This window comes from Microvirga sp. 2TAF3 (genome assembly GCF_052114965.1).
GTDB lineage: Bacteria > Pseudomonadota > Alphaproteobacteria > Rhizobiales > Beijerinckiaceae > Microvirga.
Genome location: NZ_JBFRFT010000007.1, coordinates 74,069 through 100,185, shown reverse-complemented (window position 1 = coordinate 100,185; position 26,117 = coordinate 74,069). Strand labels below are relative to the sequence as shown.

Below are 26,117 nucleotides of genomic sequence, written 5' to 3'. Positions count from 1 at the left end.
GAAGTGTAAAAATCCCCATTAGCCACAGGCTTCCACTGGCCTGGAGCCAATAAAAAACCGGCGCTTGCGGCGCCGGTTCTCATCATTGTCGCATGCCGCGCTTATTACGCGTCCGACTTCACCTTCAGAACCTGACGGCCCCGGTACATGCCGGACTTCAGGTCGATATGGTGAGGACGGCGCAGCTCGCCGGAATCCTTGTCCTCGATATAGGTCGGGGCCTGCAAGGCATCGGCGGAGCGACGCATGCCGCGCCGCGAGGGCGACGTTTTTCTCTTTGGAACGGCCATTTCTCGTCTCCGGTCAACAGCGGAGCGCCCGCTCAAACCGGGGAACGCTCACATCTCAATCTCGATAAGGTTGCGCCTCATACAAGGTATTTGGGGAAATATCTAGCCCCAAAACCACGCCGTTTCCAGAAGCTTTCCGATCCTGCCGGGTCGGAGCGCATTCCGGAAATTTTTGTCCGACCGCATTTTCTCGCGCAAAACCGGTATCCACTTTTGCGGAAAATGCTCAGTCTTTGAGGCAGTCGCTATAGGGCGCGGCAACCTCCATACGTCCCATCAGCCGCACTGCCAAGGCCTGATGGCGGGGCCTCGGCCGGCCGGGATTGCGAACCAGAGGGTTGGGAAGAGCCGTCGCCAGGAGGGCGGCCTCCCGACGGGAGAGGTTCCTGGCGGACTTGCGGAAATATTTCTGCGCGGCGGCCTCGGCCCCGAAAACGCCTTCGCCCCATTCGACGATATTGAGATAATTCTCCATCATTTTCCGCTTCGACCAGATCAGATCGAGATAGAGCGCGACCGGCAATTCCAGCCCCTTGCGGATATAGGAGCGGCTCGGCCAGAGGAAGAGGTTCTTGGCCGTCTGCATGGGGATGGTCGAGGCTCCGCGGGACGGCCCGTCCTCGTCCGCTGCCTCCACCACATCGCGCAGAGCATCCCAATCGACCCCGTGATGGTCGCAGAAGCGGCTGTCTTCCGAAGTCATGACGGCAAGCGGCAGGGCGGGTGAGATCTCATCGAGGCTGACGAATTCGCGCTCGGCGGGCTGCAGGCTCAGCCACCGGCCCAGCATCAGGGACGAAACCGGTGGGACGGCCCAGTACAAAAGGCCTAGCCAAAAGACCGCCGCCACCCATAAGAGAATAAGCCCCAGGCCGATCCGGACGAGGCGGCGAAGCCAGAGGAAGACGGCCGACGGTTTTCTCCGCGATGCCGGTTCCTGCATGGGTTCCACATCCTCGTTTCCTTCGGACCGGCCGCTCGCTGCGCCCGAATTCAGGCTGAACATGATGTCACTCACCAGCTCTTTCATGACGCGACTGTCCGAAGTCGCGGAGGAGATCGAGACCAGTCTCGAAGCGTTGCTATCAGACGAAGCGCGGTCAGGCGAGATTGCAAGGCCTTCGCGCCTGATTTTAGCCATGCGTCATGCGGCCTTAGGGGGCGGCAAGCGGCTTCGGCCCTTCCTGACGATCGAGACGGCCCGCCTGTTCGCCCGCGAGGGCGTCGGCCCGTTGCGGGCGGGAAGCGCGATCGAGTTTTTGCATTGCTATTCCCTCGTTCATGACGATCTGCCCTCCATGGACGATGACGACCTGCGGCGCGGCCGTCCGACCGTTCACAAGGCCTTCGACGAAGCGACGGCGATCCTCGCGGGCGATGCCCTTCAGACGCTGGCTTTCGAGGTCCTGGCCAGTCCCGAGACGGACGCGGACGCCGCCGTGCGATCGGATCTCGTGCTGGGCCTCGCGCGGGCTTCCGGGCTAGGCGGCATGGTCGGCGGGCAGATGTTCGACCTCGCCGCGGAGGGCCGCTATGGCGAGGCCGCCCTCACCGAAGCCGATATCCGGCGGCTCCAGATGATGAAGACGGGGGCGCTTCTGACCTTTTCCGTCGAGGCCGGCGCCATTCTCGGCCGCGCCGACGCCACGGCGCGGGAGAATCTGAGAGCCTATGGCCGGGCGCTCGGCGCGGCCTTTCAGGTGGCCGACGATATTCTCGACCGGGAGGCGTCGGCGGAAGCGCTCGGCAAGCGTACGGGCAAGGATCAGGAAAAGGGCAAGGCGACCCTGGTCGACCATCTCGGCCTCGAAGGCGCCCACCAGGAATGCCGCCGCCTTGTCGCGCAGGCCGAGGCGGCGCTCGATTCCTTCGGCTCCCGGGCCGACATGTTGCGCGAGGCGGTCCGTTTCGTCGTTGAGCGGCAGGTCTGACTTGTGGCCTCCTTCCCGATCAATCACGGGGAAAGGGCCGTTTCCATGCAAGGGGAACGGCTCTAAATCTCAGCCGAGCTCCGGTCTTTCGCCCAGCGGGGCGGCTTCAGCTCGCTCACGATCACCCCGGCGACGATCAGGGCCGCGCCGATGAGGGCGGCGGCTGGCAGGCGTTCACCGGCCATCCGGCCGACGATGCCGGCCCAAACCGGCTCACCGGCATAGATCACGGTCGCGCGGGTCGGCGAGACGGTCCTCTGCGCCCAGTTCATCGCGAGCTGGATCCCGGCGCTGGCGATGCCGAGGCCGACGGCGCTGAGGATCAGCAGCCACGACATGTCGGGTATGGGCTCGCCCATCGGCGCCATCCCACCGAGCGCCAGCAGTGAGGCGGTGGCAAGCTGAACCACGGTGACCCGGCGGACATCGACACGACCGGCGTAGCCGCCGATCAGGATGATTTCAGCCGCGATGGCGATGGCGCTGATCAGGGTCAGCATTTCCCCGAGCCCGAGGCCAATCGAGGTTCCCTCCGGACCTGCGAGCAGCATGAGGCCGCCGAAGGCCAGCGCGATGCCGAGCCAGGACATGAGACCCGGCGGCCGGCGCAGAACCAGCCATTGCAGCAATGGGACGATGGGGACGTAAAGGGCCGTGATGAACGCGGATTTGCTGCTCGGAATGGTCCGAAGCCCGTAGGTCTGCAGCGTGTAGCCGAGGAAGATGCAGATGCCGATCAGAATCCCGGCCTTCAGTTCGGCGCGGGTCAAACCGCGCAGGACGGGAGCGGAAATCATCGCCATGATCAGCGCGGCGGTGCCGAAGCGCAGGCCGACGAAGAACAGCGGCCCGCTTACCGCCAGCGCGTTCTGGACGGTCAGGAACGTCGCGCCCCAGATCATGGTGATGCCGATCAGCACAGCCTCGCTTCGGCTGAAGAAGAAGCGGGCCTTGGAGGCAGGGGCGGAAGTGGCGACCACGATTTGTCCTCACGCGAATGGCGCTGGGTATGGGTAACTGCGCGCGCGGTCAAGACGAGGGGCGGTTCGCGCTCATCCGAAATCCGATTGCGCGGACGCCCGCAACTGTTGTTCCGGGCGCCGCTACGCGGCCCCGGAATGACGGGCGTGAATGGAACCGCTCCGCGTTACCTCAAAAACTCTAGCCCTCTGGCGTCGGGACCCAGAAGCTGAGTTTCATATGGCCGGGGCGGGCCTTGTGGGGGATGGTCCCTGCCGGAACGCCGCCATTGGCGAGGATGACCTTGCGCGAAGCCTCGTTGTCGTCGTCGCAGGTGATCAGGACGCGGGAGAGGCCCTCGGTTCGGGCGACAGGCAGGATCAGCCGGAGTGCCTGAGTGGCGTAGCCGCGCCGGCGCTTCCAGGGAACGATCGCGTAGCCGATATGGCCGAGGGATGTCGGCGGCAACTCCTCCGTACCGCGCTGGAAGCGCAGGCCGACCCGTCCGCAGAACTCGCCGTCGCTGATCCAGAAATCATGCGCAGGCAGGCGCGGCACCTCCCGACCGTCGGGCAGGCGGATCGTCGGGCTGTTGTAGAGATCGTGCAGGAATTGCTCAGGGCCGCGCCGGAGCTGTTCGAGCTGCTCGCGGCTTACATCCTGGTCCGTATTGGGAGACCAGCCTTGGGCGAGGGCATGTTCGTAGGCGGGCAGCCAGTCGAGGCTCGGGCGGATGAGGGCTATCGTCGTCGTCATGGTGGCTCGAGACTGACACCGGGCCGCCGGAATGGCAACATGCCTGGAACATCGCCGATGAATCGGAATTCATCGGCGATGTTCCAGGTTCTGTTTGCCGTAAATGCCTACACGGTGACTTGAGTACCGACCTCGACCACGCGCCCGGTCGGGATCTGGAAGAAGTCCGTGGCGTCGCTGGCCGATTTGGCGAGGCTGATGAACAGCTTGTCCTGCCAGAGCGGCATGCCGGACTGCGCGGCGGGACGGATCGAGCGGCGGGACAGGAAGAACGACGTCGCCATGATGTCGAACTTGAAGCCCTGCTTGCGCAGGATCGCGAGGCCGCGCGGGATGTTGGGCGTTTCCATGTAGCCGTAGGCGATCTGGACACGCCAGAACGAGTCGCCCACATGCTCGATCTGCACGCGGTCCTCGTCCTCCAGCCGCGGGACGTCCTCGCTGCGCACGGTGAGAATCACGTTCTTTTCGTGCAGAACCTTGTTGTGCTTAAGGTTGTGAAGCAGGGCGGCCGGAGCTGTATCGGGATCGCTCGTCAGGAAGACGGCGGTGCCCTTGACCCGGTGCGGCGGGCTCTTCTCCAGCATCTTCACCAGTTCGAGCAGCGGTACATCGACCTTGCGGGTCTTCTCGAAGAGGATGGTCGTGCCCTTCACCCAGGTCCACATCAGCGTCATGAGGATCGCGGCGAGGATGACCGGGACATAGCCGCCCGTGAAGAGCTTCAGCAGGTTGGCGCCGAAGAAGGCGAGATCGATAAAGAGGAAGGGAAGCATCACGGCGAGCGTCAGCGCCAGCGACCAGCGCCAGCCCTTCCAGATCACGAGGATCGCGAGGATTGCATCGACCGCCATCGCACCGAACACGGACACGCCGTATGCGTGGGACAGGTTGCTCGACGAGCCGAAGATCAGTACGAGCACGACCACGCCGAAGAGCAGCATCATGTTCACGCGCGGCAGATAGATCTGTCCCTGATGCGTTTCCGAGGTGAAGCGGATCTCGAGCCGGGGCAAAAGCCCCAGCTGCACCGCCTGCCGGGTCAGGGAGAACGCGCCGGTGATCACGGATTGGCTGGCGATGATGGTGGCCAGCGTCGCAAGCCCGATCATGGGCAGCAGCGCCCATTCGGGCACGAGATGGAAAAGCGGTGATTCGGCCGTGTCGGGATGGGAGAGGACGAGGGCGCCCTGACCGAAATAGTTGATCACCAGCGCTGGAAAGATCAGGTAGAGCCAAGCCCTTCGGATCGGCTTGGCGCCGAAATGGCCGAGATCCGCATAGAGCGCCTCGGCTCCTGTCACCGACAGACAGACGGCGCCCAGAACCGCCAGCGAGACGGTGGGGTGATTGACGAAGAACAGCACCGCCTGGATCGGGTTGATCGCGAACATCACGGTCGGGTCATCGGCGATGTGAAGCGCCCCTGCGAGCGCCAGGGTTGCGAACCAAACCAGCATGACCGGCCCGAAAAAGGCCGCGACGCTTCCCGTGCCCCGGCTCTGCACCATAAAAAGGGCGGCGAGAATCACGAGTGTGATCGGCACCACATAGGGATCGAGTGCGGGTGTCGCGAGCTTCAAACCTTCAACGGCGGAGAGCACGGAGATGGCGGGCGTGAGCACCGCGTCGCCGTAGAACAGGCCCGCACCGGCAATGCCGAGGATGAGAACGATGCCCCGCCTTTTGCCCAGGGCTCGCTGCGCCAGGGCCACCAGGGTCAGCGTTCCGCCTTCGCCGCGGTTGTCGGCGCGCAGCAGGATGAAGACGTATTTCACCGTCACGACCAGCACGAGCGACCACAGAATCAGGGACAGAACGCCCAGGATGATGTCGCGCGTCACCGGCCCGCCGGCTGCGGCGGCTGCGACGGATTCCTTGAAGGCGTAGAGAGGACTTGTACCGATATCGCCGAAAACCACGCCGATGGCGCCAAGCATGAGCGTCCAGACGCTGACCTTGGAGTGTGTTTCGGGAAGGGAGGCCTCCGGCGCCGGAGAATCGGCGTGACCGGGGGCGACAGCGTGCTGTGCCATATGAATGTTCTTTGCGGAGTTGCCCGCTGACGGCCCTTGGTGAACTGCTCTCTGCGAAGAAAGAAAGGCGGCCTTCCTCATCGGATGCGGCGGCCGTCGGTGCCGGCGCGGCGGGCTCTCTAGCACATCGCGCCCAAGCGTAAAACGGAATTTAGGTTACGGTTCCATCGAGACCGGAAGGCTTGTAGCGCGTCTACTCGGCTGCGTCACGCCCAGGCTGGCCGTAATTCCGCTCGATATAGTCGAGGACGATCTTCTGGAAATCCTTGGCGAGCGTCGGCCCGCGCAGGGTCATGGCCTTGCGTCCGTCGATGAAAACCGGCGCCGCAGGCTGCTCGCCGGTGCCGGGAAGCGAAATGCCGATATTCGCATGCTTCGACTCGCCCGGCCCGTTCACGATGCAGCCCATGACCGCCACGTTCAGGTTCTCGACGCCGGCATATTGCTTGCGCCATTCGGGCATGGAGGTCGAAATCCAGTTCTGGATGTCTCGTGCCAGCTCCTGGAAGACGGACGATGTGGTGCGCCCGCAGCCGGGGCAGGCGGCGACGAGCGGCACGAAGGTGCGAAAGCCCATCGTCTGGAGCAGCTCCTGGGCGGTCTTCACCTCCAGGGTCCGGTCTCCTCCGGGCTCGGGGGTCAGGGAAAAGCGGATCGTGTCGCCGATTCCCTGCTGGAGCAGGATGCCGATCGCGGCAGAGGAGGAGACGATGCCCTTCGAGCCCATCCCCGCCTCGGTCAGTCCGAGATGGATGGCGTAGTCCGACCGGCGGGCGAGATCCTGGTAGACCGCGATCAGGTCCTGAACCGCGGATACCTTGGCTGAAAGGATGATCCGATCCCTCCCTAAGCCAATCTCCTCGGCTCGGGCGGCCGAGAGCAAAGCCGACTGGATCATGGCCTCCCGCGTCACCCAGCGGGCGTCTCTGGGGCGCTCCGAGGTGGCGTTCTCGTTCATCAGGTGGGTCAGGAGTTCCTGGTCGAGCGAGCCCCAGTTCGCGCCGATGCGCACGGCCTTGCCGTGTTTGATCGCCATTTCGACGATCGCGCCGAATTGCCGGTCCTTCTTTTCCTTGAAGCCGACATTGCCGGGATTGATGCGGTACTTGTCGAGGGCCTCGGCACAGCCCGGGTGATCGGCGAGAAGCTGGTGGCCGATGTAGTGGAAATCGCCGACGAGAGGCACGGTCACGCCGAGCCGGTCGAGACGCTCGCGGATTTTCGGGACGGCGGCGGCGGCCTCGTCCCGGTCGACGGTGATGCGCACGAGCTCGGAGCCCGCCCGCGCCAGGGCCGCTACTTGCGCCACGGTAGCATCCACATCCGCCGTGTCGGTATTGGTCATCGATTGGACCACCACCGGAGCCCCGCCGCCGACCATGACGGAGCCGACGCGTACCCCGATTGTGTGGTGGCGCAGAGCCGGGCCCGCCAGATCGTCAGCGGGAGTTGATGCGTCGGAAGGCGTGAGTGAGGAAGACATCGCTTATCCTGATGCGGCGGTTCCGGATGGTCGTCGATTAGCTGAGGCCAAAACCCCCATCCGTCAAGCGTGGCCTAGAGCATCGGATGAGCGCATCGTTCTTTGCGAACCGAAGGTCCGCGTCAGCGAAAAACCGAGTCCACTTTTCCGCACGATACGCCTGGCGCCCTCGCGGCATCGTGGGTTCGTTTCCTACCCCGCTGGCCGGAAGCGCCAGACGCTGGTCTTCTTGATATCGGAATCCTCGAGCGTGCGCGTGACGGGAATTTCGTATTGAGCCAGCATTTCGAGGCGGCTCTTGGGAAGATAGCTGCGTCCCGGATCGCCGATGAGAACGGTGGCGCCGCGTTCACTCAGGCCGAAAAGCCAGTCCGCCACCCGGGCGGCGAGGTCCCGTTCGTAGCAGATGTCCCCGGCAAGCACGACATCCCAGCCCCGGTCCTGCCCGACGAGATCGGCCTGGATCGGCGTCAGGGCCACTTCGTTCGCCTCGGCATTGAGGCTGATGGCGGTGACGGCGAAGGCGTCGATGTCGCAGGCCGTCACCTCGGCCGCTCCCGCCTTCATGGCCGCGATGGCGACGAGGCCGGACCCGGAGGCGAAATCCAGAACGCGCCGCCCGCGCACGGTTTCCGGATGATCGAGGATGTAGCGGGCAAGCGCCTGACCGCCGGCCCAGGCGAAAGCCCAGAAGGGCGGGGGCAGGCCGATCTCCCCGAGTTCCTCCTCGGTCTTCTGCCAGAGTTCCGTCGCCTCGTCGGCCACGTGGAGAGCAATTTCCGGAGCATGAGGCACCGGCCGCAGGCGCGTCTCCGCATGGATGAAGGCGGCGCGGTCCGTGATCATGGGGCAAGGACCGCGCTGTAGAGCCGCTTGACGGCATCCATCACGTCCCGCTCCGTAAATCCGTCGAGAACGCGGGCGCGGGCGGCATCTCCCATGCGCGCCACGAGATCGGGCCGACCGGCAAGCAGGACAAGGACCTCGGTGAGGCTCGCGGCATCGTCGGGCGGCACGATCCTTCCCTCGATGTTATCCCGCACCAGCGTGCGGCAGCCTGGTACGTCGGAAGTCACGATGGCACGCCCGCAGGCGGCGGCCTCCAGAAGGGTGCGCGGCAAACCTTCGCCGCCGCGCGAGGGCAGGCAAGCCACGTGATGATCGCGCCAGACGGCGGCGATGTTCCGCGTTGCGCCATGCCAAGTGATCCCGGGCTCGGCGCTCCAGGTCCTGAGGGTCGCTTCCGGAATGGCCTTGGGGTTGGAGGGATCCGGCGCACCATAGAGCGAAAGCTCGATGGCTGCGCCCTGCGCCCGCGCCGCTTGCACGGCTTCGACGGCAAGGTCGATGCCCTTGGACCAGAGCATCCGTGCGACGACGGCTACCTTCAGGGGGGGCTGGGCGGGCAGGGGCTCAGGATGCAGCGCTTTCGGATCGATCCCGGCACCGCCGACGATGGTGACGCGGGGATCCGCGGGATCGAGGCCGAGGAGCTTGGGATCGTCGGTGTTCTCGAACAGATAGCGGGTCTTGGCCGTCTCAAGCCCCCGCACGAGCAGGCGCACCGCCCGCTGCGCGAGGCGCCCGATCATGTCCATGCGGGCGCCGAGGAAGCCGAGGCCGGTCAATGCATAGACCCGCTCGCTGATCCCGGCCATGGCGGCCGCAAATCCGCCGATCAGGATGCTTCTCAGCGCGATGCAATGGACGAGGTCCGCCTTTTCCGCCTTGAGGATGGAGGCAAGCTGGCCCGCCGCATAACCTGCTGCCATCGGGTTCAGGCTCCGGCGCTCCGCCTGAAGCGGAATCACGCGCGCGCCCGTGGCCTCGATGATATCCCGGTGTGACCGCACCCGCGTCACGACGGCGACATCGAGCCCCAGCTCACGCGCGGCGCGGGCCATGGGGAGAAAATGTGACGCGAAGAACCAGTCCTCGGTGACGACGAAGACGAGCTTGCGACCTTGGAGAGCCGATGAGGGAAGGTTGGAGGAAAGCGGCTGGGACACGGTCATTCCAATAGAGGGATTGCGGTTCTTCTAGAGCATTTTTCGCAAAAGTGGATCCGGTTTTGCGGCAGAAAATGCGGCCTTTTCAGAACGATAGAACCTGTTTCGTGAACTCCGGTTCACGAAACAGGTTCTAGACGTGGCGAGGTGGTGAGGGAACCTCCCATTTCGTCAGCTCATCCCCGCTGCTCGGAGAAAAAGGAGGGGCCGGGAGTGCGATACAGCGGCGCTGTACAAACGCAAATCTCCGCAAATTCTTAGCAAATCTCGTACCGGGAACCGGAGGCGGTGCGTTCCGGTTGACGTTCCGCCCTCAAGCCAAGGCGTATCATGCTGCTGGACCCGAACTCCACCAACGACAACATCGTCGATCCCCGCGATGCCGCCGAAACGGCAGGGCTCGCCTATGTGTCGGATGACATTCCGGGCATTCTGCGCAGGAGGGCCGGCAAAGGCTTTACCTATACGCGGCCGGGCGGCGGAAAGGTCGAGGACAAGGCGACGCTCGACCGCATCCGGTCGCTTGCCATCCCGCCCGCCTATACGGATGTGTGGATCTGCCCGAAGGCCAATGGCCATATTCAGGCCACCGGGCGCGATGCCAAGGGACGTAAGCAATACCGCTATCATCCGGCCTTCCGCGAAGTCCGCGAGAGCACGAAATACGAGCACATGCTCGCATTCGCGCGGGCTCTGCCGTCGATCCGCAAAGTGATCGACGAGCATATGTCCTTGCGCGGATTGCCGCGCGAGAAGGTGCTGGCCACCGTCGTGCATCTTCTCGAAAATACGCTCATCCGCGTCGGCAATTCAGATTATGCGAAGCACAACAAGAGCTATGGTCTCACCACCTTGCGCGATCCGCATGTGAAGGTGGAGGGAGCGGAGTTGCGTTTCCAGTTCAAGGGCAAGAGCGGCAAGACGTGGAGCCTCAAGGTCAAGGACCGGCGCATCGCCAGGGTCGTGAAGGCCTGCCAGGACTTGCCGGGGCAGGACCTGTTCCAATATCTGGACGAGGCCGGTGAGCGGCAATCGGTCTCCTCGTCCGACGTGAACGCCTATCTCAGGGAAATCACCGGACGCGACATCACGGCCAAGGATTTCCGGACCTGGGCAGGAACGGTGCTCGCCGCCCTGGCGCTGGCAGAATTCGAGGAATTCGACAGCGAAGCCAGGGCAAAGAAGAACATCCGCGCCGCCATCGAAACGGTGTCGTCGCGGCTCGGCAATACGCCGACCATCTGCCGCAAATGCTATGTCCATCCCGAGGTGTTCAACTGCTATCTCGAAGGGGCGCTGCTCCTCGAAATCGGCCGCGAGGTGGAGGCCGAGCTTCGGGAGGACCTGGCCGGCCTCAGGCCGGAAGAGGCTGCGGTCTTATCGCTTCTGCAAAGCCGGCTCGCCGAGGAGATGAAGGCGGCAAGCCAGCAGGCGCCGAAGCCCCAGGCCGCCAAGCGCCGTAGGGCGCGTTCCGCCGGGAACGCCGCCGGCCTGCATGCCTGATCCATTCAAGGCCTAAAGTCGCTGTCGATCATCAATGCCGCCTCGACCCTGTTTTCTCCCGCTCACCGCCCTAGAAGCAAGAAAGGTTTGCAGGAAGGAGAACGGCAATGGAACTCGACGCATTGATGTTGTCTCGGATCCAGTTTGCCTTCACCATTTCCTTTCACATCATCTTTCCCGCCTTCACCATCGGCCTCGCGAGCTGGCTTGTCGCGCTGGAATTCAACTGGCTGCGCACGGGGAATCCGCTCTACCGCAACCTCTTCCGGTTCTGGGTGAAGATCTTTGCCATCTCCTTCGGCCTCGGTGTCGTGTCGGGTATCGTAATGAGCTACCAGTTCGGCACCAACTGGTCCCGCTTCTCCGAATTCGCCGGCAATGTCGTGGGGCCCGTCATCGCCTATGAGGTGATTACGGCCTTCTTCCTGGAAGCGGCCTTTCTCGGCATCATGCTGTTCGGCTGGGAGAAGGTCGGCGACCGCCTGCATTTCTTCGCCACCTGCATGGTGGCGCTCGGAACCCTGATCTCCGCCTTCTGGATCCTCTCCGCCAATTCCTGGATGCAGACGCCCGACGGCTTCGCGATCGAAAACGGCAAGGCGGTGCCGGTCGACTGGTTCAAGATCGTCTTCAATCCGTCCTTCGCCTATCGCTATGCGCATATGGTGATGGCCTGCTACCTGACGACGGCCTTCGCGGTCGCGGGAATGTCCGCGTGGATGCTGCTGCGCTCGCGGCACGAGCCGGAGGCGAGGCTTGTCGGCGCAAGACTCTCCATGTCCATGGCGCTCTGGTTCGCCGCCATCTTCGTACCCATTCAGATCTTCATCGGAGACCTTCACGGTATCGTCGTCCTGGAGCGTCAGCCGACCAAGCTGGCAGCCATCGAAGGCAATTGGCAGCGGCAGAGCGGAATGCCCCTGCGCCTCTTCGCCATTCCGGATGATGAGGCCGAGACGAACCACTACGAGGTCAACGTTCCGAAGGTCGGGAGCCTTATCCTCACCCATTCCTTCGACGGCGTCGTGCCGGGTCTGAAGGACGTGCCGCCCGCCGACCGACCGCCGGTCCTGCCCGTGTTCTTTTCCTTCCGCATCATGGTCGGCATCGGCTTTGTGATGCTGGCTCTCGGATTGTGGAGCCTCTATCTGCGCTGGAAGGGAACGCTGTTTTCAAACAGACTCTTTCTGACCGCGACCATGCTCATGACGCCCTCGGGATTCGGCGCAATCCTCTTCGGATGGTTCACCGCCGAGATCGGGCGTCAGCCCTATGTGGTCTATGGGCTGCTGCGGACCGCCGACGCGGTCTCGCCCGTGACGACGCAAGCCGTGACCGCCTCCCTGATCACCTTCATCGTCGTCTATGCCTTCATCTTCGGTTTCGGCTCCTACTATCTCGCGAAGCTGCTGCGAAGAGGTCCGGAGCCCGTCGAGGGCATTCACGGCGAGGACATGTCCAAGCAACCCAAGCGACCCTTCTCGGTACCTGACGAAGGACTGGAAGGCGAAAACGGTCACCGGCCCCAACCGGCCGAATAGGAGGCGATCATGTTCGGGTTCGGCATGGAATATCAGGGCCTCGCTTTCTGGCTGCCCTTGATCTGGGCGTGGCTCATCGCGGTGGCCGTCGCCATGTATGTGATCGTCGACGGCTTCGATCTCGGCATCGGCATTCTCTTCAAGAGCGCAGGGGACGAGAACTGGCGCGACCGGATGATGTTTTCCGTCGCTCCGATCTGGGACGGCAACGAAACCTGGCTCATCCTCGGCGGCGGCGGCCTCTTCGCGGTCTTTCACATCGCCTATGCGATCCTGATGCCGGCCCTCTATGTGCCGATCATCATCATGCTCATCGCCCTGATCTTTCGCGGTGTCGCCTTCGAGTTCCGCTTCAAGTCGGAGCGATCGAAGTTCCTCTGGGACAATGCGTTCCATTACGGATCGCTGGTGGCCACGTTCGCCCAGGGCGTCGTGCTTGGCGCCTTCGTCCAGGGCTTCTCCCACGACGGGCACCAGTTCACGGGCGGCACTTTCGATTTTCTGACGCCCTTCAGCGTGCTGACCGGCATCGGCCTCATCTGCGGTTACGGGTTGCTCGGCGCCACCTGGTGCGTGATGAAGACCACCGGCGAACTCGAGCTCTGGGCCCGGCGCATGGCGGTTCGCTTCCTGATCGCGACCATCATCGCCATGGTACTCGTCTCGATCTGGGTGCCCTTCCTCGGCCGGCAAATCGAGGCGCGCTGGTTCTCCTGGCCCAATATCGCCTTCCTGGCGCCGATCCCCTTGATCACGGCTTTCGTGGCCTATCGGCTCTTTCGCGATCTGGAACTCGGCCGGCATGTGCGGCCGTTCTTCCTGGCAATCGGGCTGTTCCTGCTCGGCTATCTCGGCCTTGGGGTCAGCCTCTTCCCCTATATCGTGCCGCCGATGCTCACGATTTGGCAGGCGGCCAATACGGTCAGCTCGCAGCTCTTCGCCCTTGTCGGCTTTGTCATCGTCATGCCGATGACCTTCGCCTACACGGCTTATGCTTATTACGTCTTCCGCGGCAAGGTCTCCGAGGAGATCCAGGGCGGCGGCTACGGGTACCACTGAGATGCGGACGGAACCGCGCCGTAAGCCGGGGCGGCTTTACAAGCGCGTCCTCTGGTTCTGTCTCATCTATGCGGCGAGCCTCGGCGCCTTCGCGGCGATCGTCTATGCCTTGCGGGGCCTGATACGGCATTAGAGGTAGGTCGCATCATCTTCGGTGGTAGACGAACGGATCTCTCCTCCGCGGGTTTCCGGCCGGAAACCGAGATTCGAAAATCCCGGCGGCAACGAAACAGGCCGGAACGCGCTTCTGCACCCTCCGGATGCGACCACATGTCAGGTCTTGTGTTTTAACCATGAATATTCACTAAGTTATTAAATTGAAACGAAAATACCCTGATTTTCGGTCTCCTGGGCGCCCTTGGTCGCTCGGGTTGCGCGCCTTTTCGTTGACATAATTACATGGAATAGGGTTACAAAAGGCATGGCGTAAGGTAATTACCATGCCGGGGGCTTCCTCAATTTATGAAAGCAATCGACCAAGAACGCCATCCAACGGCGCTCACGAGGGCTTTCATGGTTCCAGCCCGAATTTGCAGCCATTGGGAGATGGCTATATCCTCAAGCTGAATGTTTCTGTTCCGCTTGAGGGGTACCGCAACGAAAAGGCGCGGTTCCGGTTTTTCCGGTCCGCCCAATGGGACGACACATGACTCAGGCTTCGAAAAGGCACAGGGAAGACAGCACAGAGGTCTATGACGCTCTAAAAGCTTGCAGCCCCTCATTCATCGGCGTTGCCGCATTCTCGGCGGTAGTCAACCTTCTGGCCCTCACGGGCTCCCTCTACATGCTCCAGATTTACGATCGGGTTCTGTCGAGCCGGAGCATCCCCACCCTCATCGGTCTCTCCTTGATCGTGCTGGCAGCCTACGCGCTGCAAGGCAGCCTCGATATGCTTCGCGGAAAGATGCTGGCGCGGATCGGCGCTCGTTTCGACGAACAGCTATCGACCCGCGTGTTCGACCTCGTCTCGACGATGCCGCTCAAGGGCGCGAAGCAGACCGAGAGCCTGCAGCCGGTCCGCGATCTCGATCAGATCCGCGGCTTCCTCTCCAGTCTGGGCCCCACAGCCCTGTTCGACATGCCCTTCATGCCGATCTTCTTCCTGGGCTGCTTCATGATCCATCCCTGGCTCGGCGTCATGTCGGTCGTCGGCGGCATCGGCATCATCGTCCTGACCCTCTATACGGACGCCAAGAGCAAGGGTCCTTCCTACGAGCTCACGAAAAGCTCCGCCGAGCGTCATGCCATGGCGGAAACCAGCCGCCGCAACGCGGAAGCCATTCGCGCGCTCGGGATGATGGGCTTCCTCGCCACCCGCTATGACGAGGTTCATTGCCGCCACGTCAATGACGGTCTTCGCGCCAGCGAAGCATCCTCGGGCATCAGCGCATTCGCGAAGGTGTTCCGCATGGTGCTCCAGTCGGCCATCCTGGGCCTCGGCGCTTATTTCGTGATCAAGGGAGAGATGTCGGGCGGTCTTATGATCGCGGCCTCGATCATGATGTCCCGCGCTCTGGCGCCTATCGAAATCGCCGTCGCGCACTGGAAAGGCTTTACGGCCGCGCGTCAGGGCTATCGCCGCCTTCAGCACGTCATGACCCTGATCCCGCCTCAGGATCGGCTCATGGGCCTGCCGACTCCGGAGGCTCATCTGGCCGTCGAGGAGATCTTCGTGACCGCTCCCGGTGCGCAGGTGCCGATCGTACAAGCTGCCTCCCTGCAGCTCAAGGCGGGTCAGGGCTTGGGCCTGATCGGCCCCAGCGCTTCGGGCAAATCGACTCTTGCCCGCGCTCTTGTCGGTGTCTGGCCGACCGTACGCGGCGAAATCCGCCTCGATGGGGCGGCACTCGATCAGTGGGAATCCGATGCGCTGGGTCGCCACATCGGCTACCTGCCTCAGGATGTGGAGCTGTTCGACGGCACGGTGGCCGAGAACATCGCCCGCTTCCAGCCCAACGCGAAGCCCGACGACATTATCTCGGCCGCCCAGATGGCGGGCGCGCACGAGCTGATCCTCGGCTTGTCGGAAGGCTACAACACCCGCATCGGCGAGGGCGGAGCCGCTCTGTCGGGCGGCCAGCGTCAGCGCGTTGCCCTGGCACGGGCCCTTTACGGCAACCCGTTCCTGGTCGTTCTCGACGAGCCCAATGCCAGCCTCGACGGCGCGGGCGACGATGCCTTGAACCAGGCCATCCTTTCGGTTCGGCAGCGCGGCGGCATTGTCATCGTCATCACGCACCGTCCGGCCGCTCTCGGCCAAGTCGATCAGGTCGCCATCATGGAAGAGGGGCGGATCAGAGCCATGGGCCCACGGGACGAGGTTCTGCAATCCGTCATGAAACGCAATACGACGCCGGCGCCTGCTGCCCGGCCGCAGCAGGGCACGGCGCAGGCCGGCACTCTGCGAGAGGTTGTTTAAAATGATGATCGTCGAAACCAAGAAACAGAAGCCGTCCATCCATCAGGCGGCATTGCGCCGGGCCGCTATCACGGGCACGGCCATGATTGCCCTCTTCGGCGGCACGATCGGGCTCTGGGCCGCGACCGCGACCCTGTCGGGCGCCGTCGTCGCCGCCGGCCAGTTTGTGGTCGATACCAGCGTCAAGAAAGTTCAGCATGCAACCGGCGGCATCGTCGGCGAGCTGAAGGTCAAGGAAGGAGATCGCGTCGACGCGGGCGATCTCCTGGTCCGTCTGGACGAAACGGTGACCCAGGCCAATCTCCAACTGGTTACGAAGCAGCTCGACGAGTTCATTGCCCGTCGCGCCCGTCTTGAGGCCGAGCGTGACGTCGCCGCAGCGGTCAAGGATCCGGAGGAGTTTGCCAGCCGTCTTAACGAGTCCGGCATCAAGACCATGATGGCGTCTGAGCGAACCCTGTTCGAAGCGCGCCGTTCTGCCCGCGATGCGCAGAAGGATCAGCTCAGGAAGCGCATCTCCCAGTCCCAGGACGAGATCATCGGCCTCAAGGCCCAGCAGGCTTCGAAATCCCGCGAGGCCGAGCTGATCGTCGATGAGCTCAAGGGCGTCCGCGATCTCTACCAGAAGAATCTCGTCCAGCTTCCGCGCCTCAATGCGCTCGAGCGCGATGCAGCCAGCATCGAGGGGCAGCGTGGTCAGCTCATCGCCGCTGTGGCACAGGCCGAGGGACGCATCGCCGAAACATCGTTCCAGATCATCCAGATCGACGAGGAGATGCGGGCGGAGGCTCTCAAGGAGCTGCGCGAGATTCAAGGGCGCATTGCCGAATACACGGAACGTCGCGTCGCGGCTGAGGATCAGCTCAAGCGTATCGATATCCGCTCGCCCAGTGCCGGCTTCGTACACCAGCTCAACGTGCACACGATCGGCGGCGTCATCTCGCCGGCCGAGCCCGTGATGCTCATTGTCCCCACGAACGACAAACTCGAACTCGAAGCCCGCGTTCTGCCGAACGAGATCGATCAGCTCGCAATCGGCCAGAGCGCCACCATCCGCGTTCATGCCTCGAACCAGCGCATGATTCCCGAATTGCACGGCACCGTCAGCCGTATCTCGGCGGATGTCTCGAAGGACCAGCAGAGCGGCGCGTCCTTCTATACGATCCGGGTCGACCTCCCTCCGACGGAGATCAAGCGTCTGGAAAATCTGCGTCTGATCGCCGGCATGCAGGCCGAGGTCTTCGTCGAGGTCAATAAGCGCACGCCTTTGGAATATTTCTTCAAGCCCATGGAAGAGCAGATCGCGCGAGCCTTCCGCGAGCACTAGAGCATCGTGCGTAAAAGTGGACCCGGTTTTGCGGTCACACGATGCTCTCATCTGATGCTTTAAGCCTTGCCTTGAAGTAAGAAGCACGATCCGCGGCCGGATGAACCATCCGGCCGCGGATTTTTTTATGGCGGAATGGTCAGGTCCGGTCATTCTGCCGTAAGCTACCAGTGACGCGAGGGCGTCTCTCTCCCTCACGTTCCGGTGTGGGGTGAAACTTTGCGGGTTTCCGAGAGTTGAAGCTTGGCCATTCGGCTTCGGCGAATGTCGGCAGGGAAGCGGGCTTTCGAGAATCGTCTTCCGCCGTGGCAGTATTGCCCTCCCGGTGGCACAGATGGGCGATCCGTTCGATCGGATCGCCCCGACGAGCGCATGCGGTTCATGCGCGAGCAAGTGAGGGAACGCAACGTTTACCGATGGGCCGGACAGATGCTTTTGGCCGCGTCCCGTATGCCCTAGCGCTTTCTCCAGCGCCTGATCAGGCCATCCGGAAGCGCACGTCCGTGGATGCATGAGGCACTTTTGACACGATCCGTATTTCCCGACCCGAATGAAAACTGGGCGCTCTTTCTCGATTTCGACGGAACGCTCGTCGATATCGTCGAGCGGCCCGATGCCGTGGCAGTCGATCCCGGCTTACCTGGTATCCTGAAGGATCTGCAAAACCGTTTTGGTGGGGCGCTCGCCATCATCAGCGGGCGACCCATCGCCTTTCTCGACGAGCGCTTCGGCGATAATCGCTTCGATATCGCCGGTCTTCATGGACTTGAGCATCGCATCGGCGGCGCTCTGTTCCTGTGCGATCCGGACGATCATCCGCAACTGCGCGACATGGTCGACCGGCTTGAAGAGATTTTCAAGGCGAGACCCGGAATTCTGATCGAGGACAAGGGTTGTTCAGTTGCCGTTCACTGGCGGCTTGCTCCTCTGGAGAGAGACTTCGTGCACGCGACCGTCCATGCGGCGATCGAAGCGCTCGGAAGCGATTACCGGGTTCAGTTCGGCAAGGCCGTAGCTGAAATTCTCCCCTCCGCAGCAGGGAAGGGCAAGGTCATCGAAAAGTTCCTGCAGCAGGCCCCGTATCGAGGACGCCAGCCGATCTTCATCGGCGACGATCTCACCGACGAGAATGGGTTCAAGGCGGTGAATGCTCTGGGCGGAGTGTCCATCCGCATCGGTGCGGGCGAAACGGTCGCACAAGAGCGCCTTGGAACGCCTGCCGATTTGAGGCATTGCTTGTCCCAGTGGGCTGCCGGGGGCTCCCTTCCTTTCCATTGGAATCGGTGAAGACATGAGTTCGCTCGACCTTGCCGTCATCGGCAATTGCATGATCGCGGCCCTGGTGGATCGCCGCGCACAGATCGTCTGGAGCTGTTTCCCACGGTTCGACGCCGATCCTGTCTTCTCGGCCCTTCTCGATTGTGCCGAAGGACGGCCCGATACCGAACAAAAGGGCGTTTTCGCCATCGATCTGGTTGGCTTGCAGTCCTGCGAGCAAAGCTATCTCGAAAATACCGCCGTGCTGGTTTCGACCATGACCGATTCCTTCGGCAACATCGTCGAGGTCACGGATTTCGCTCCGCGATTCACGCATTTCGATCGCACCTTCCGCCCGCCGTTGCTGATCCGCCGCGTCCGCCCGGTCAAGGGCCGCCCGCGCATCCGCGTGAGGCTTCGCCCGCACTACGAGTGGGGATCTCATCCTCCGAGCACGACGCGCGGCAGCAACCATCTGCGTTTCGTCGGTCCCCATCGCTCGCTTCGGCTGACCACCGACGCGCCGATCACATATGTGGACGAGGAGCGGCCTTTCGTGGTGGACCGGCCGATCTCGTTCTTCTTCGGCGAGGATGAGCCGCTGCGCTCCGAGGCTGATGCCACGGCCCGCGAGTTCCTCGACAAGACCGTTGATTTCTGGCGCGACTGGGTCCGCTCCCTGTCGATCCCCTTCGATTGGCAGGAGGCCGTGATCCGCGCGGCGATCACTCTGAAGCTCTGCAACTACGAGGAAACGGGCGCCATCGTCGCGGCGCTGACGACCTCGATTCCGGAAGCTCCACACACGAAGCGCAACTGGGATTACCGCTATTGTTGGCTGCGGGACGCCTATTTCGTCATCCAGGCGCTCAACCGCCTCGGCACCACCAAGACGATGGAGGAATACCTCACCTACATCACCAACATCGTCGACGATGCCGAGGCCAAGCCCGAATTGCGGGACATGCCGCCGCTCTTCAGCATCACCCGGTCGCCCTATCTCGAAGAGCGGGAGGCGAGTGAGCTTGCCGGTTATCGCGGCATGGGCCCGGTGCGCGTAGGCAATGCCGCCTATACGCAGATCCAGAACGACGCCTATGGCAGCATCGTGCTCGCCTCGACCCACGCCTTCCTCGACAAGCGCCTCATCCGCACGGGCAACAAGGCCCTGTTCGACCATCTGGAAAAACTGGGGCAGCGCGCCATCGAAGTGTTCGACCAGCCCGATGCCGGCCCCTGGGAACTCCGCACGAAAGCGGCGATCCATACTTTTCCAAGCGTGATGTGCTGGGCGGCCTGCGACCGTCTTGCCAAGATCGCCCATGCCATCAAGCGCGAAGACAGAGCCGCGTTCTGGCGCGCGCAGGCCGACCGGATGCATGCCATCATCGACACGCGCGCCTTCAACAAGGAAAAGGGCACTTTCGTCTCGTCCTTCGACGGGAGTCATCTCGATGCGACGCTGCTGCTGCTCGCCGAGCTGAACTTCGTGAAGCCGGACGATCCGCGCTTCATCGCAACGGTCGATGCCGTGGGGCAGACCCTGCGCCGGGGCGATCTTCTCATGCGCTACGATGTGGAGGATGATTTCGGCCTCATGCATACGGCCTTCATGATCTGCGGCTTCTGGTATGTGGACGCCCTCAACGCCATCGGCCGCAAGCAGGAAGCCTGTGAATTGTTCGAGAAAATCCTCAACTTGCGCAACTCGTTCGGCCTTTTTTCCGAAGATGCGGACTTCACGACCGGGGAGTTATGGGGCAATTTTCCGCAAACCTACTCCATGGTGGGTCTCATCAATTCTGCCGTACGCCTAAGCCGGAGCTGGGAGCAAGCGTTCTAAATCCTCACCTCCGGCGCACAAGAGCAGAAAGGTCGATAAGGTTCGATGTTCGCGTTTCCCGTTCTGCTCGGCGATATCGGCGGCACCAATGCCCGTTTCGCCGTCCTGCCTGCGCCCGAAGAACCTGTTCGGCTGCTGCCGCGGACTTTGACCGCGCAGACCCCGGACCCCGTCGAGGCGATCAAGATCGCCCTCAAGGGCTATGAAGGGCCGGCTCCCCGTTCCGCCATGATCGCCGTGGCGACCCGGGTGGACCGGCCTGCGATCCGGCTCACGAACGCTCAATGGACCATCGATGCTCAAGAGATCGGCACGGCCTTCGGGCTCGAGCGGGTGACTCTCGTCAACGATTATACCCCTGTCGCCGCCTCGGTGACGGTGCTCGATGCGGCGCGCGGCGACCTCGCACCCTTGGGCAATATCGTGCCCGCCGGATCAGGCGCGCGACTCGTGCTCGGGCCCGGAACCGGCTTTGGGGTGGCGGCCCTGGTCCCCGTCGAGGACCGCTTCGCCATCCTCGCGACGGAAGCCGGGCATGTGGAGTTCGGCCCCATGGCCGACGACGAGATGGCGCTCTGGCCGCATATGGAGCGTGTCGGCGGGCGGGTGACGGCGGAGGTCATCCTGTCCGGTCCCGGCCTTTTCCGCCTGTCCAAGGCCCTGGCGGCGCATCACGGAACGGAATGCCCCTTCACGATGCCGAACGACATTCTCACCGCGGCGAGGGGGGGCAATAGGCTCGCTCTCGAAACTCTCGATTTCTTCGCCCGGTTCCTCGGTCGCTTCGCGGGCGATCTCGCCCTGACCTTCGAGGCGACCGGCGGTGTCTTCATCGCCGGCGGCATCGCCCCGCGCATGGTCGATGTGTTGCAGAAGGGCTGTTTCCGGCAGGCCTTCGATTACAAGGCGCCGCACGATGCCTGGGCGCGAAGCGTGCCGGCCTTCGTCATCGTCAATCCGGAACCTGCCTTGCAGGGGCTTGCGGCTCTGGTGACGAATCCGGGCCGCTTCGTCTTCCAATCGCAGGGCTGGGCCCGGGCCTAGAGGAGGGCTGCGGCCCTTCCTGCCCTGTTCAAGCGGCGCGAGCGCTGATAACCCAGCATCTTCCTCCCGTGGCTCACGCCTTATCCCGGTTATCATGAGAACAGAACAGATCGCCCTCTCACCGCTCGCGCCTGGTGCCAATCTCTCCCTGACCGTCCATCGCTTCGGCGAGGCCGGTGCGCGACCGCGGATCTATGTTCAGGCGGCTTTGCATGCGGACGAGATCCCCGGCATGATCGCGGCTCATCATCTGCGCGAGCGCCTCATCGCCCTCGAGGCCGAGGGCCGGATCAAAGGCGAGATCGTTCTCGTGCCCTCGGCCAATCCCATCGGGCTGGCGCAAAAGGTGTTGGGAGAACCGGTCGGCCGCTTCGATCTCTCGAACGGCATCAATTTCAATCGCGGCTATCCCTACCTCGTCCCTCAGGTCGCCAAGCGCATCGAGGGCAAGCTGACGAAGGACGGCGAGGCGAATCTGCACCTGATCCGCGAAGCGCTTCGAGCGGAGCTGGTAGTCTGTAAGACGAACAATCCCGCCGATGTGCTGAAGAAGACCCTGCTCGGCCTCGCCATCGACGCGGATATCGTGCTCGACATGCACTGCGATTCCGAGGCCGTGGTGCACCTCTATACCCATACCCGCTCGGCCGAGGAATTCGCGCCGCTCTCGGCGCTCCTCGGCTCTCATGCCTTTCTGCTCGCCGACGAATCGGGGGACGACCCGTTCGATGAGGCCTGCAGCCGCCCCTGGGCCGAGCTTGCGGACCGGTTCCCGGATCATCCCATACCCTTCGGCTGTCACTCCACGACCCTGGAGTTCCGGGGCGAGGGCGACGTGACCCATGATCTCGCCCGGGCCGATGCTGCGGCTCTGGTCGATTACCTGATCCTGCGCGGCGCGATTGCGGGAGATCATAAGACGCTGCCGCAAGCCCTCTGCGCCCCGACGCCGCTTGCAGCCTCGGAGCCGGTGCCCTCGCCCGCCTACGGTATCGTCGTGTTCAAGGCTGAGGTCGGTGACAGGGTGAAGGCCGGCGACGTGATCGCCGAGATCGTCGATCCCCTGACGGGAGTCGTAGCTCCGGCCTGCGCGCCGACGGATGGGGTGATGTTCGCCCGGATCCTGCTCCGTTTCGCAACCGAAGGTCAGCGCCTCGCCAAGGTCGCGGGCACCAAGGTCCAGCGCACGGGCAAGCTCCTGGGTGCGTGACCAGGCTCCAAGATCTGGTGCCGCACGCGCTTTTCGGCAGAACGGGTTCCCCTTTGCCGAATCATGTTCAAAAGAAAGGCCGCCCCTTGAGGCGGCCTTTCCATTGTCGGGTCCGCGGTCCGATGGACCGCGCCTTTTTCGTGCGTTACGCACCGATCTCGGCAGAGGCCAGGATCAAGGTCGCAGCAACCGGGGACCGCAGGGTATGACAATGAGACACTTGATCACCTCCTTTCGTTGTTGACGGGAAAGCCCAATATAGGTTGAGAAGTCCATGACGTAAGAGGCTGGTACTGCGGCGTCTTGCCCCCACCTCTGAACCCAGAGAATTTGAGAACAATGACCGATCTTCCGACCCCTGTGGGTCGCCGCCGTACCTTTGCGATCATCTCCCACCCTGACGCGGGCAAGACCACGCTGACCGAGAAGCTGCTGCTGTTCGGAGGCGCGATCCAGCTCGCGGGCGAGGTGAAGGCGAAGAAAAACCGCGTCTCCACCCGTTCCGACTGGATGGGCATCGAGAAGGAGCGCGGCATCTCCGTCGTGACTTCGGTCATGACCTTCGAATATGGCGACTGCGTCTTCAACCTGCTTGATACGCCGGGCCACGAGGATTTCTCGGAGGATACCTATCGCACGCTCACTGCCGTCGATTCCGCCATCATGGTGATCGACGCGGCGAAAGGCATCGAGGCGCGCACCCGCAAGCTGTTCGAAGTATGCCGGATGCGCGACATCCCCATCGTCACCTTCATCAACAAGATGGACCGCGAGGCGCGCAGCTCCTTCGATATTCTCGACGAGATCGAGAAGACGCTCGCCCTCGACACGGCGCCCGTCACCTGGCCGATCAGCCAGGGCCGCAGCTTCGCGGGCACCTTCGACCTGCGCCGCAATGTCGTGCGGCGCATCGATACGGACGAGGAGCCGATCAAGGTGTCGGGCCCTGAGGATTCTGCGGTCGCAAGCCTGCTTCCGCCGGAGGAAGTCGAGGCATGGCAGGAAGAAGTCATGTTGGCGCAGGAGGCCTGCAAGCCCTTCGACCTTGCGGCTTTCCGCGAAGGCCATCTCACGCCTGTCTTCTTCGGCAGCGCCCTGCGCAATTTCGGCGTGCGCGATCTCATCGACGCCATGGCCGAATATGCGCCGCCGCCGCGTGGGCAGGAGGCCGACAAGCGCCTCGTCGAAGCGGGCGAGCCGAAGATGACCGGCTTCGTGTTCAAGATCCAGGCCAACATGGATCCGAACCACCGCGATCGCATCGCCTTCATGCGCATCTGCTCGGGCAAGCTTTCGCGCGGCATGAAGGCGAAGCTCGTGCGCACGGGCAAGCCCATGAGCCTGAACACGCCGCAATTCTTCTTCGCGCAGGATCGCGCCATCGCGGACGAGGCCTGGGCCGGCGACGTGGTCGGCCTGCCGAACCACGGCACCTTGCGCATCGGCGATACGCTCACCGAGGGTGAGGATATCGTGTTCCGCGGCGTGCCGAGCTTCGCGCCGGAAATCCTGCGCCGCATCAAGCTGCAGGACGCCATGAAGGCGAAGAAGCTGCGCGAGGCCTTGCAGCAGATGGCGGAGGAGGGCGTCGTGCAGCTCTTCGTGCCGCAGGACGGCTCGGGCGCCATCGTCGGCGTCGTCGGCGCGTTGCAGCTCGACGTGCTCAAAGAGCGTCTGCTCGGCGAATACGGCCTGCCGATCGATTACGAGCCGACACGCTTCTCCATCTGCCGCTGGATCACGGCGAATGACCGGGCCGAACTCGACAAGTTCATCGACAGCCACCTGTCCGCGATGGCGCGTGATCTCGACGACGCGCCTGTCTTCATGGCGGCGAATACCTTCAACCTGCAATACGAGCAGGACCGCTACAAGGCGATCCAGTTCTCAGATGTGAAGGATTACCAGAAGAAGGCGTGACGCCGCGCCTTCTTCGTCAGCGGGAAAGCCGGTCGAGGGGCAGCCGGATGCGAACGCACAGGCCCTCCTCGAGCCAGTCGTAGGCGATCTCTCCGCCGAGCTGGTCCGCTATGCTCTTGCGCGCCAATTGCGAGCCGAATCCTTCGGATGCCGGCGCGCAGGCAATGGCCGGGCCGTTCGCTTCCCGCCACGTGAGGAGGAGTTCAGTATCCTTCGCCGTCCAATCGATCGCGATCTGTCCGTCATGGACAGAAAGGGCACCGTATTTGGAGGCGTTGGTGGCAAGCTCGTGCAGCACGAGAGTGAGTCCGGTCGCGGCGCTTGCGCCTACGGGGATATGCGGTCCTTCAATGGACAGACGGGACCGATCTTCTCGATCCGTATGAGGGGCCAGGATGGCCCGCGTGATCTCACCAATCGAGGTTTCCCCGGCCTGCGGCGCGTCTTCCTTGATGGCGGGGCGTATCAGTTCATGGGCACGTGCAAGAGCTTCGAGACGTCCGCGAAGGGATGTCGCCATCTCCTTCGGCGTCTTCGCCGTTCGCGCCGTCAGCGCCACCATGCCGCTCGCCATGGCGAAAAGGTTCTTCACGCGGTGGTTCAGCTCGCTCACGAGAAGCCGCCGGGTTTCTTCGCTCTCGCGGCGATCCGTGATGTCGAGAACCGTCCCGAGAAGACGGGCGGGTTTGAGCGTGCCGTCATTCAGTTCATAGAGCATGCGGCCCCGTGAGAGAATCCAGCGGACATCGCCATTGGCATGGACGACGCGATGCTCGAGACGCAACTGGCCTCCGGACGCGGGATCAAGCAATGCGGAGACGCAGGCGATGACACGATCCCGATCTTCGGGATGGAGGGCGGAAACCCAATATTCATACGTTCCAAGTCTCTCCTTGGAGAGACCGAAGATTTCTTTCTGCCGGTCCGACCAATAGGTCTGCCCCGTCTGCGCATCCCATTCCCACAGGCCGAGTTCCGTCGCTTCGACAGCCAGTGACAGGCGTTCGCTGTCGATGGCGGCTTGGCGGCTCTTCTGAACGGCCTCTTCACGCGCCTTGACTCGCTCGGTGACGTTGGCGCCCAAGGTCAGGATGCCGATGACCTTGCCGGTGGCGTCGTGAACCGGCAGCAGCTTGAGGTCCCAGTAGGCCGGTTCCTGGCCCGGGGCGGGGGCGATGGGCACCTCCATTGCTTCGTAAGACTTGCCGGTTTCGAGCAGGCCTGTGCGCAGCGCCAGCATCTCTGGTGTGTAAAGATCGCTGAGCACTTCGCCGATGGTCCTGCCGACCAAATTGTCGGTTCGGGCGGAGAGCGCCGTGCGGAACAAGCGGTTGGCGAAGTTGAAGCGATGCTCAGGTCCCACGGTGACGGCGATCGCCAGGGGCATGTTCTCCAGAAGTCCGGCCAGCGCCTCATGGCTAAAGCCCTGAGTTTCCGCCTGAAAGCGGATCTCGCTAAGTCCATCTGCCCAGGACGTGAGAGGGCTCAAAAGCATATCCTCCTTCGAGACGTCTGACCGATAGCAGTCG

General features: G+C 63.1%; 21 protein-coding genes. 12 read left to right on the top strand and 9 right to left on the bottom strand.

The window, feature by feature from the left end:
* Positions 1-104: 104 nt before the first annotated feature.
* On the bottom strand, positions 105-290 hold the full coding sequence (gene rpmF / locus AB4Y97_RS09475) for a 50S ribosomal protein L32 (protein WP_441998787.1): 186 nt from the start codon (positions 288-290) through the stop codon (positions 105-107).
* Positions 291-516: 226 nt separating this feature from the next.
* Positions 517-1,308, bottom strand: coding sequence for a monofunctional biosynthetic peptidoglycan transglycosylase (mtgA, locus tag AB4Y97_RS09470; RefSeq protein WP_441998786.1), 792 nt, complete (start codon positions 1,306-1,308; stop codon positions 517-519).
* On the opposite strand from mtgA, the gene AB4Y97_RS09465 reads away from it, so the two are divergent.
* Positions 1,295-2,221, top strand: coding sequence for a polyprenyl synthetase family protein (locus tag AB4Y97_RS09465; RefSeq protein WP_441998785.1), 927 nt, complete (start codon positions 1,295-1,297; stop codon positions 2,219-2,221). The two genes, mtgA and AB4Y97_RS09465, sit on opposite strands and share 14 nt — an antisense overlap.
* Positions 2,222-2,283: 62 nt before the next feature.
* On the opposite strand, the gene AB4Y97_RS09460 is transcribed toward AB4Y97_RS09465, so the two are convergent.
* From AB4Y97_RS09460 to AB4Y97_RS09435, 6 genes are all read right to left on the bottom strand, one after another.
* Positions 2,284-3,201 carry a DMT family transporter gene (locus AB4Y97_RS09460; protein ID WP_441998784.1) on the bottom strand — a complete coding sequence of 306 codons (918 nt, stop codon included), beginning with the start codon at positions 3,199-3,201 and terminating at the stop codon, positions 2,284-2,286.
* 181 nt (positions 3,202-3,382) lie between these two features.
* Positions 3,383-3,937: a GNAT family N-acetyltransferase gene (locus AB4Y97_RS09455; RefSeq protein WP_441998783.1), complete on the bottom strand. Its 555-nt coding sequence runs from the start codon at positions 3,935-3,937 to the stop codon at positions 3,383-3,385.
* Positions 3,938-4,044: 107 nt separating this feature from the next.
* Positions 4,045-5,973, bottom strand: a complete 1,929-nt coding sequence (locus tag AB4Y97_RS09450; protein ID WP_441998782.1) for a potassium transporter Kup — start codon at positions 5,971-5,973, stop codon at positions 4,045-4,047.
* 193 nt (positions 5,974-6,166) lie between these two features.
* Complete coding sequence (gene ispG / locus AB4Y97_RS09445) at positions 6,167-7,456, bottom strand: flavodoxin-dependent (E)-4-hydroxy-3-methylbut-2-enyl-diphosphate synthase (RefSeq protein ID WP_441998781.1); 1,290 nt, start codon at positions 7,454-7,456, stop codon at positions 6,167-6,169.
* Between the two features lie 192 nt (positions 7,457-7,648).
* The gene (locus tag AB4Y97_RS09440; RefSeq protein ID WP_441998780.1) at positions 7,649-8,302 is read right to left on the bottom strand and encodes a class I SAM-dependent methyltransferase; all 654 of its coding nucleotides are present in this window, start codon (positions 8,300-8,302) and stop codon (positions 7,649-7,651) included.
* A complete protein-coding gene (locus tag AB4Y97_RS09435) occupies positions 8,299-9,465 on the bottom strand; it encodes a glycosyltransferase family 4 protein (RefSeq protein WP_441998779.1) in 1,167 nt (388 codons plus the stop codon). Before AB4Y97_RS09435 ends, AB4Y97_RS09440 begins: the two co-directional genes overlap by 4 nt.
* 330 nt (positions 9,466-9,795) lie before the next feature.
* On the opposite strand from AB4Y97_RS09435, the gene AB4Y97_RS09430 reads away from it, so the two are divergent.
* The 11 genes from AB4Y97_RS09430 to AB4Y97_RS09380 all read left to right on the top strand — a co-directional run bounded on the left by AB4Y97_RS09430 (position 9,796) and on the right by AB4Y97_RS09380 (position 24,588).
* Positions 9,796-10,968 carry a DNA topoisomerase IB gene (locus tag AB4Y97_RS09430; RefSeq protein WP_441998778.1) on the top strand — a complete coding sequence of 391 codons (1,173 nt, stop codon included), beginning with the start codon at positions 9,796-9,798 and terminating at the stop codon, positions 10,966-10,968.
* A 107-nt stretch (positions 10,969-11,075) separates the two neighbouring features.
* Positions 11,076-12,509, top strand: coding sequence for a cytochrome ubiquinol oxidase subunit I (locus tag AB4Y97_RS09425; protein WP_441998777.1), 1,434 nt, complete (start codon positions 11,076-11,078; stop codon positions 12,507-12,509).
* A 9-nt stretch (positions 12,510-12,518) separates the two neighbouring features.
* Positions 12,519-13,568 (top strand): cytochrome d ubiquinol oxidase subunit II, encoded by a 1,050-nt coding sequence (gene cydB / locus AB4Y97_RS09420; protein ID WP_441998776.1) that lies wholly within the window; start codon positions 12,519-12,521, stop codon positions 13,566-13,568.
* Between the two features lies 1 nt (position 13,569).
* Entirely contained in the window at positions 13,570-13,701 is a 132-nt protein-coding gene (locus tag AB4Y97_RS09415; RefSeq protein WP_441998775.1) for a hypothetical protein, read from the top strand.
* 513 nt (positions 13,702-14,214) lie between these two features.
* The gene (locus tag AB4Y97_RS09410) at positions 14,215-15,987 is read left to right on the top strand and encodes a type I secretion system permease/ATPase (RefSeq protein WP_441998774.1); all 1,773 of its coding nucleotides are present in this window, start codon (positions 14,215-14,217) and stop codon (positions 15,985-15,987) included.
* Between the two features lies 1 nt (position 15,988).
* Positions 15,989-17,314: an HlyD family type I secretion periplasmic adaptor subunit gene (locus tag AB4Y97_RS09405; RefSeq protein ID WP_441998773.1), complete on the top strand. Its 1,326-nt coding sequence runs from the start codon at positions 15,989-15,991 to the stop codon at positions 17,312-17,314.
* Between the two features lie 522 nt (positions 17,315-17,836).
* Positions 17,837-18,601 (top strand): trehalose-phosphatase, encoded by a 765-nt coding sequence (gene otsB, locus AB4Y97_RS09400; protein ID WP_441998772.1) that lies wholly within the window; start codon positions 17,837-17,839, stop codon positions 18,599-18,601.
* Between the two features lie 4 nt (positions 18,602-18,605).
* On the top strand, positions 18,606-20,414 hold the full coding sequence (locus AB4Y97_RS09395) for a glycoside hydrolase family 15 protein (RefSeq protein WP_441998771.1): 1,809 nt from the start codon (positions 18,606-18,608) through the stop codon (positions 20,412-20,414).
* A gap of 63 nt (positions 20,415-20,477) precedes the next feature.
* Positions 20,478-21,458: a glucokinase gene (locus AB4Y97_RS09390; protein WP_441998888.1), complete on the top strand. Its 981-nt coding sequence runs from the start codon at positions 20,478-20,480 to the stop codon at positions 21,456-21,458.
* Positions 21,459-21,552: 94 nt separating this feature from the next.
* Entirely contained in the window at positions 21,553-22,668 is a 1,116-nt protein-coding gene (locus AB4Y97_RS09385; protein ID WP_441998770.1) for a deacylase, read from the top strand.
* A 339-nt stretch (positions 22,669-23,007) separates the two neighbouring features.
* Positions 23,008-24,588, top strand: coding sequence for a peptide chain release factor 3 (locus AB4Y97_RS09380; RefSeq protein WP_441998769.1), 1,581 nt, complete (start codon positions 23,008-23,010; stop codon positions 24,586-24,588).
* A gap of 16 nt (positions 24,589-24,604) precedes the next feature.
* Here AB4Y97_RS09380 and AB4Y97_RS09375 read toward each other — a convergent pair whose 3' ends face one another.
* On the bottom strand, positions 24,605-26,077 hold the full coding sequence (locus AB4Y97_RS09375) for a sensor histidine kinase (protein ID WP_441998768.1): 1,473 nt from the start codon (positions 26,075-26,077) through the stop codon (positions 24,605-24,607).
* Positions 26,078-26,117 lie beyond the last annotated feature (40 nt).

Coding starts and splice junctions, on each gene's coding strand:
- rpmF (WP_441998787.1), bottom strand. CDS start 290: ATGGCCGTTCCAAAGAGAAAAACGTCGCCCTCGCGGCGCGGCATGCGT.
- AB4Y97_RS09465 (WP_441998785.1), top strand. CDS start 1,295: ATGATGTCACTCACCAGCTCTTTCATGACGCGACTGTCCGAAGTCGCG.
- AB4Y97_RS09455 (WP_441998783.1), bottom strand. CDS start 3,937: ATGACGACGACGATAGCCCTCATCCGCCCGAGCCTCGACTGGCTGCCC.
- AB4Y97_RS09450 (WP_441998782.1), bottom strand. CDS start 5,973: ATGGCACAGCACGCTGTCGCCCCCGGTCACGCCGATTCTCCGGCGCCG.
- ispG (WP_441998781.1), bottom strand. CDS start 7,456: ATGTCTTCCTCACTCACGCCTTCCGACGCATCAACTCCCGCTGACGAT.
- AB4Y97_RS09440 (WP_441998780.1), bottom strand. CDS start 8,302: ATGATCACGGACCGCGCCGCCTTCATCCATGCGGAGACGCGCCTGCGG.
- AB4Y97_RS09430 (WP_441998778.1), top strand. CDS start 9,796: ATGCTGCTGGACCCGAACTCCACCAACGACAACATCGTCGATCCCCGC.
- AB4Y97_RS09425 (WP_441998777.1), top strand. CDS start 11,076: ATGGAACTCGACGCATTGATGTTGTCTCGGATCCAGTTTGCCTTCACC.
- cydB (WP_441998776.1), top strand. CDS start 12,519: ATGTTCGGGTTCGGCATGGAATATCAGGGCCTCGCTTTCTGGCTGCCC.
- AB4Y97_RS09415 (WP_441998775.1), top strand. CDS start 13,570: ATGCGGACGGAACCGCGCCGTAAGCCGGGGCGGCTTTACAAGCGCGTC.
- AB4Y97_RS09410 (WP_441998774.1), top strand. CDS start 14,215: ATGACTCAGGCTTCGAAAAGGCACAGGGAAGACAGCACAGAGGTCTAT.
- AB4Y97_RS09405 (WP_441998773.1), top strand. CDS start 15,989: ATGATGATCGTCGAAACCAAGAAACAGAAGCCGTCCATCCATCAGGCG.
- AB4Y97_RS09395 (WP_441998771.1), top strand. CDS start 18,606: ATGAGTTCGCTCGACCTTGCCGTCATCGGCAATTGCATGATCGCGGCC.
- AB4Y97_RS09385 (WP_441998770.1), top strand. CDS start 21,553: ATGAGAACAGAACAGATCGCCCTCTCACCGCTCGCGCCTGGTGCCAAT.
- AB4Y97_RS09380 (WP_441998769.1), top strand. CDS start 23,008: ATGACCGATCTTCCGACCCCTGTGGGTCGCCGCCGTACCTTTGCGATC.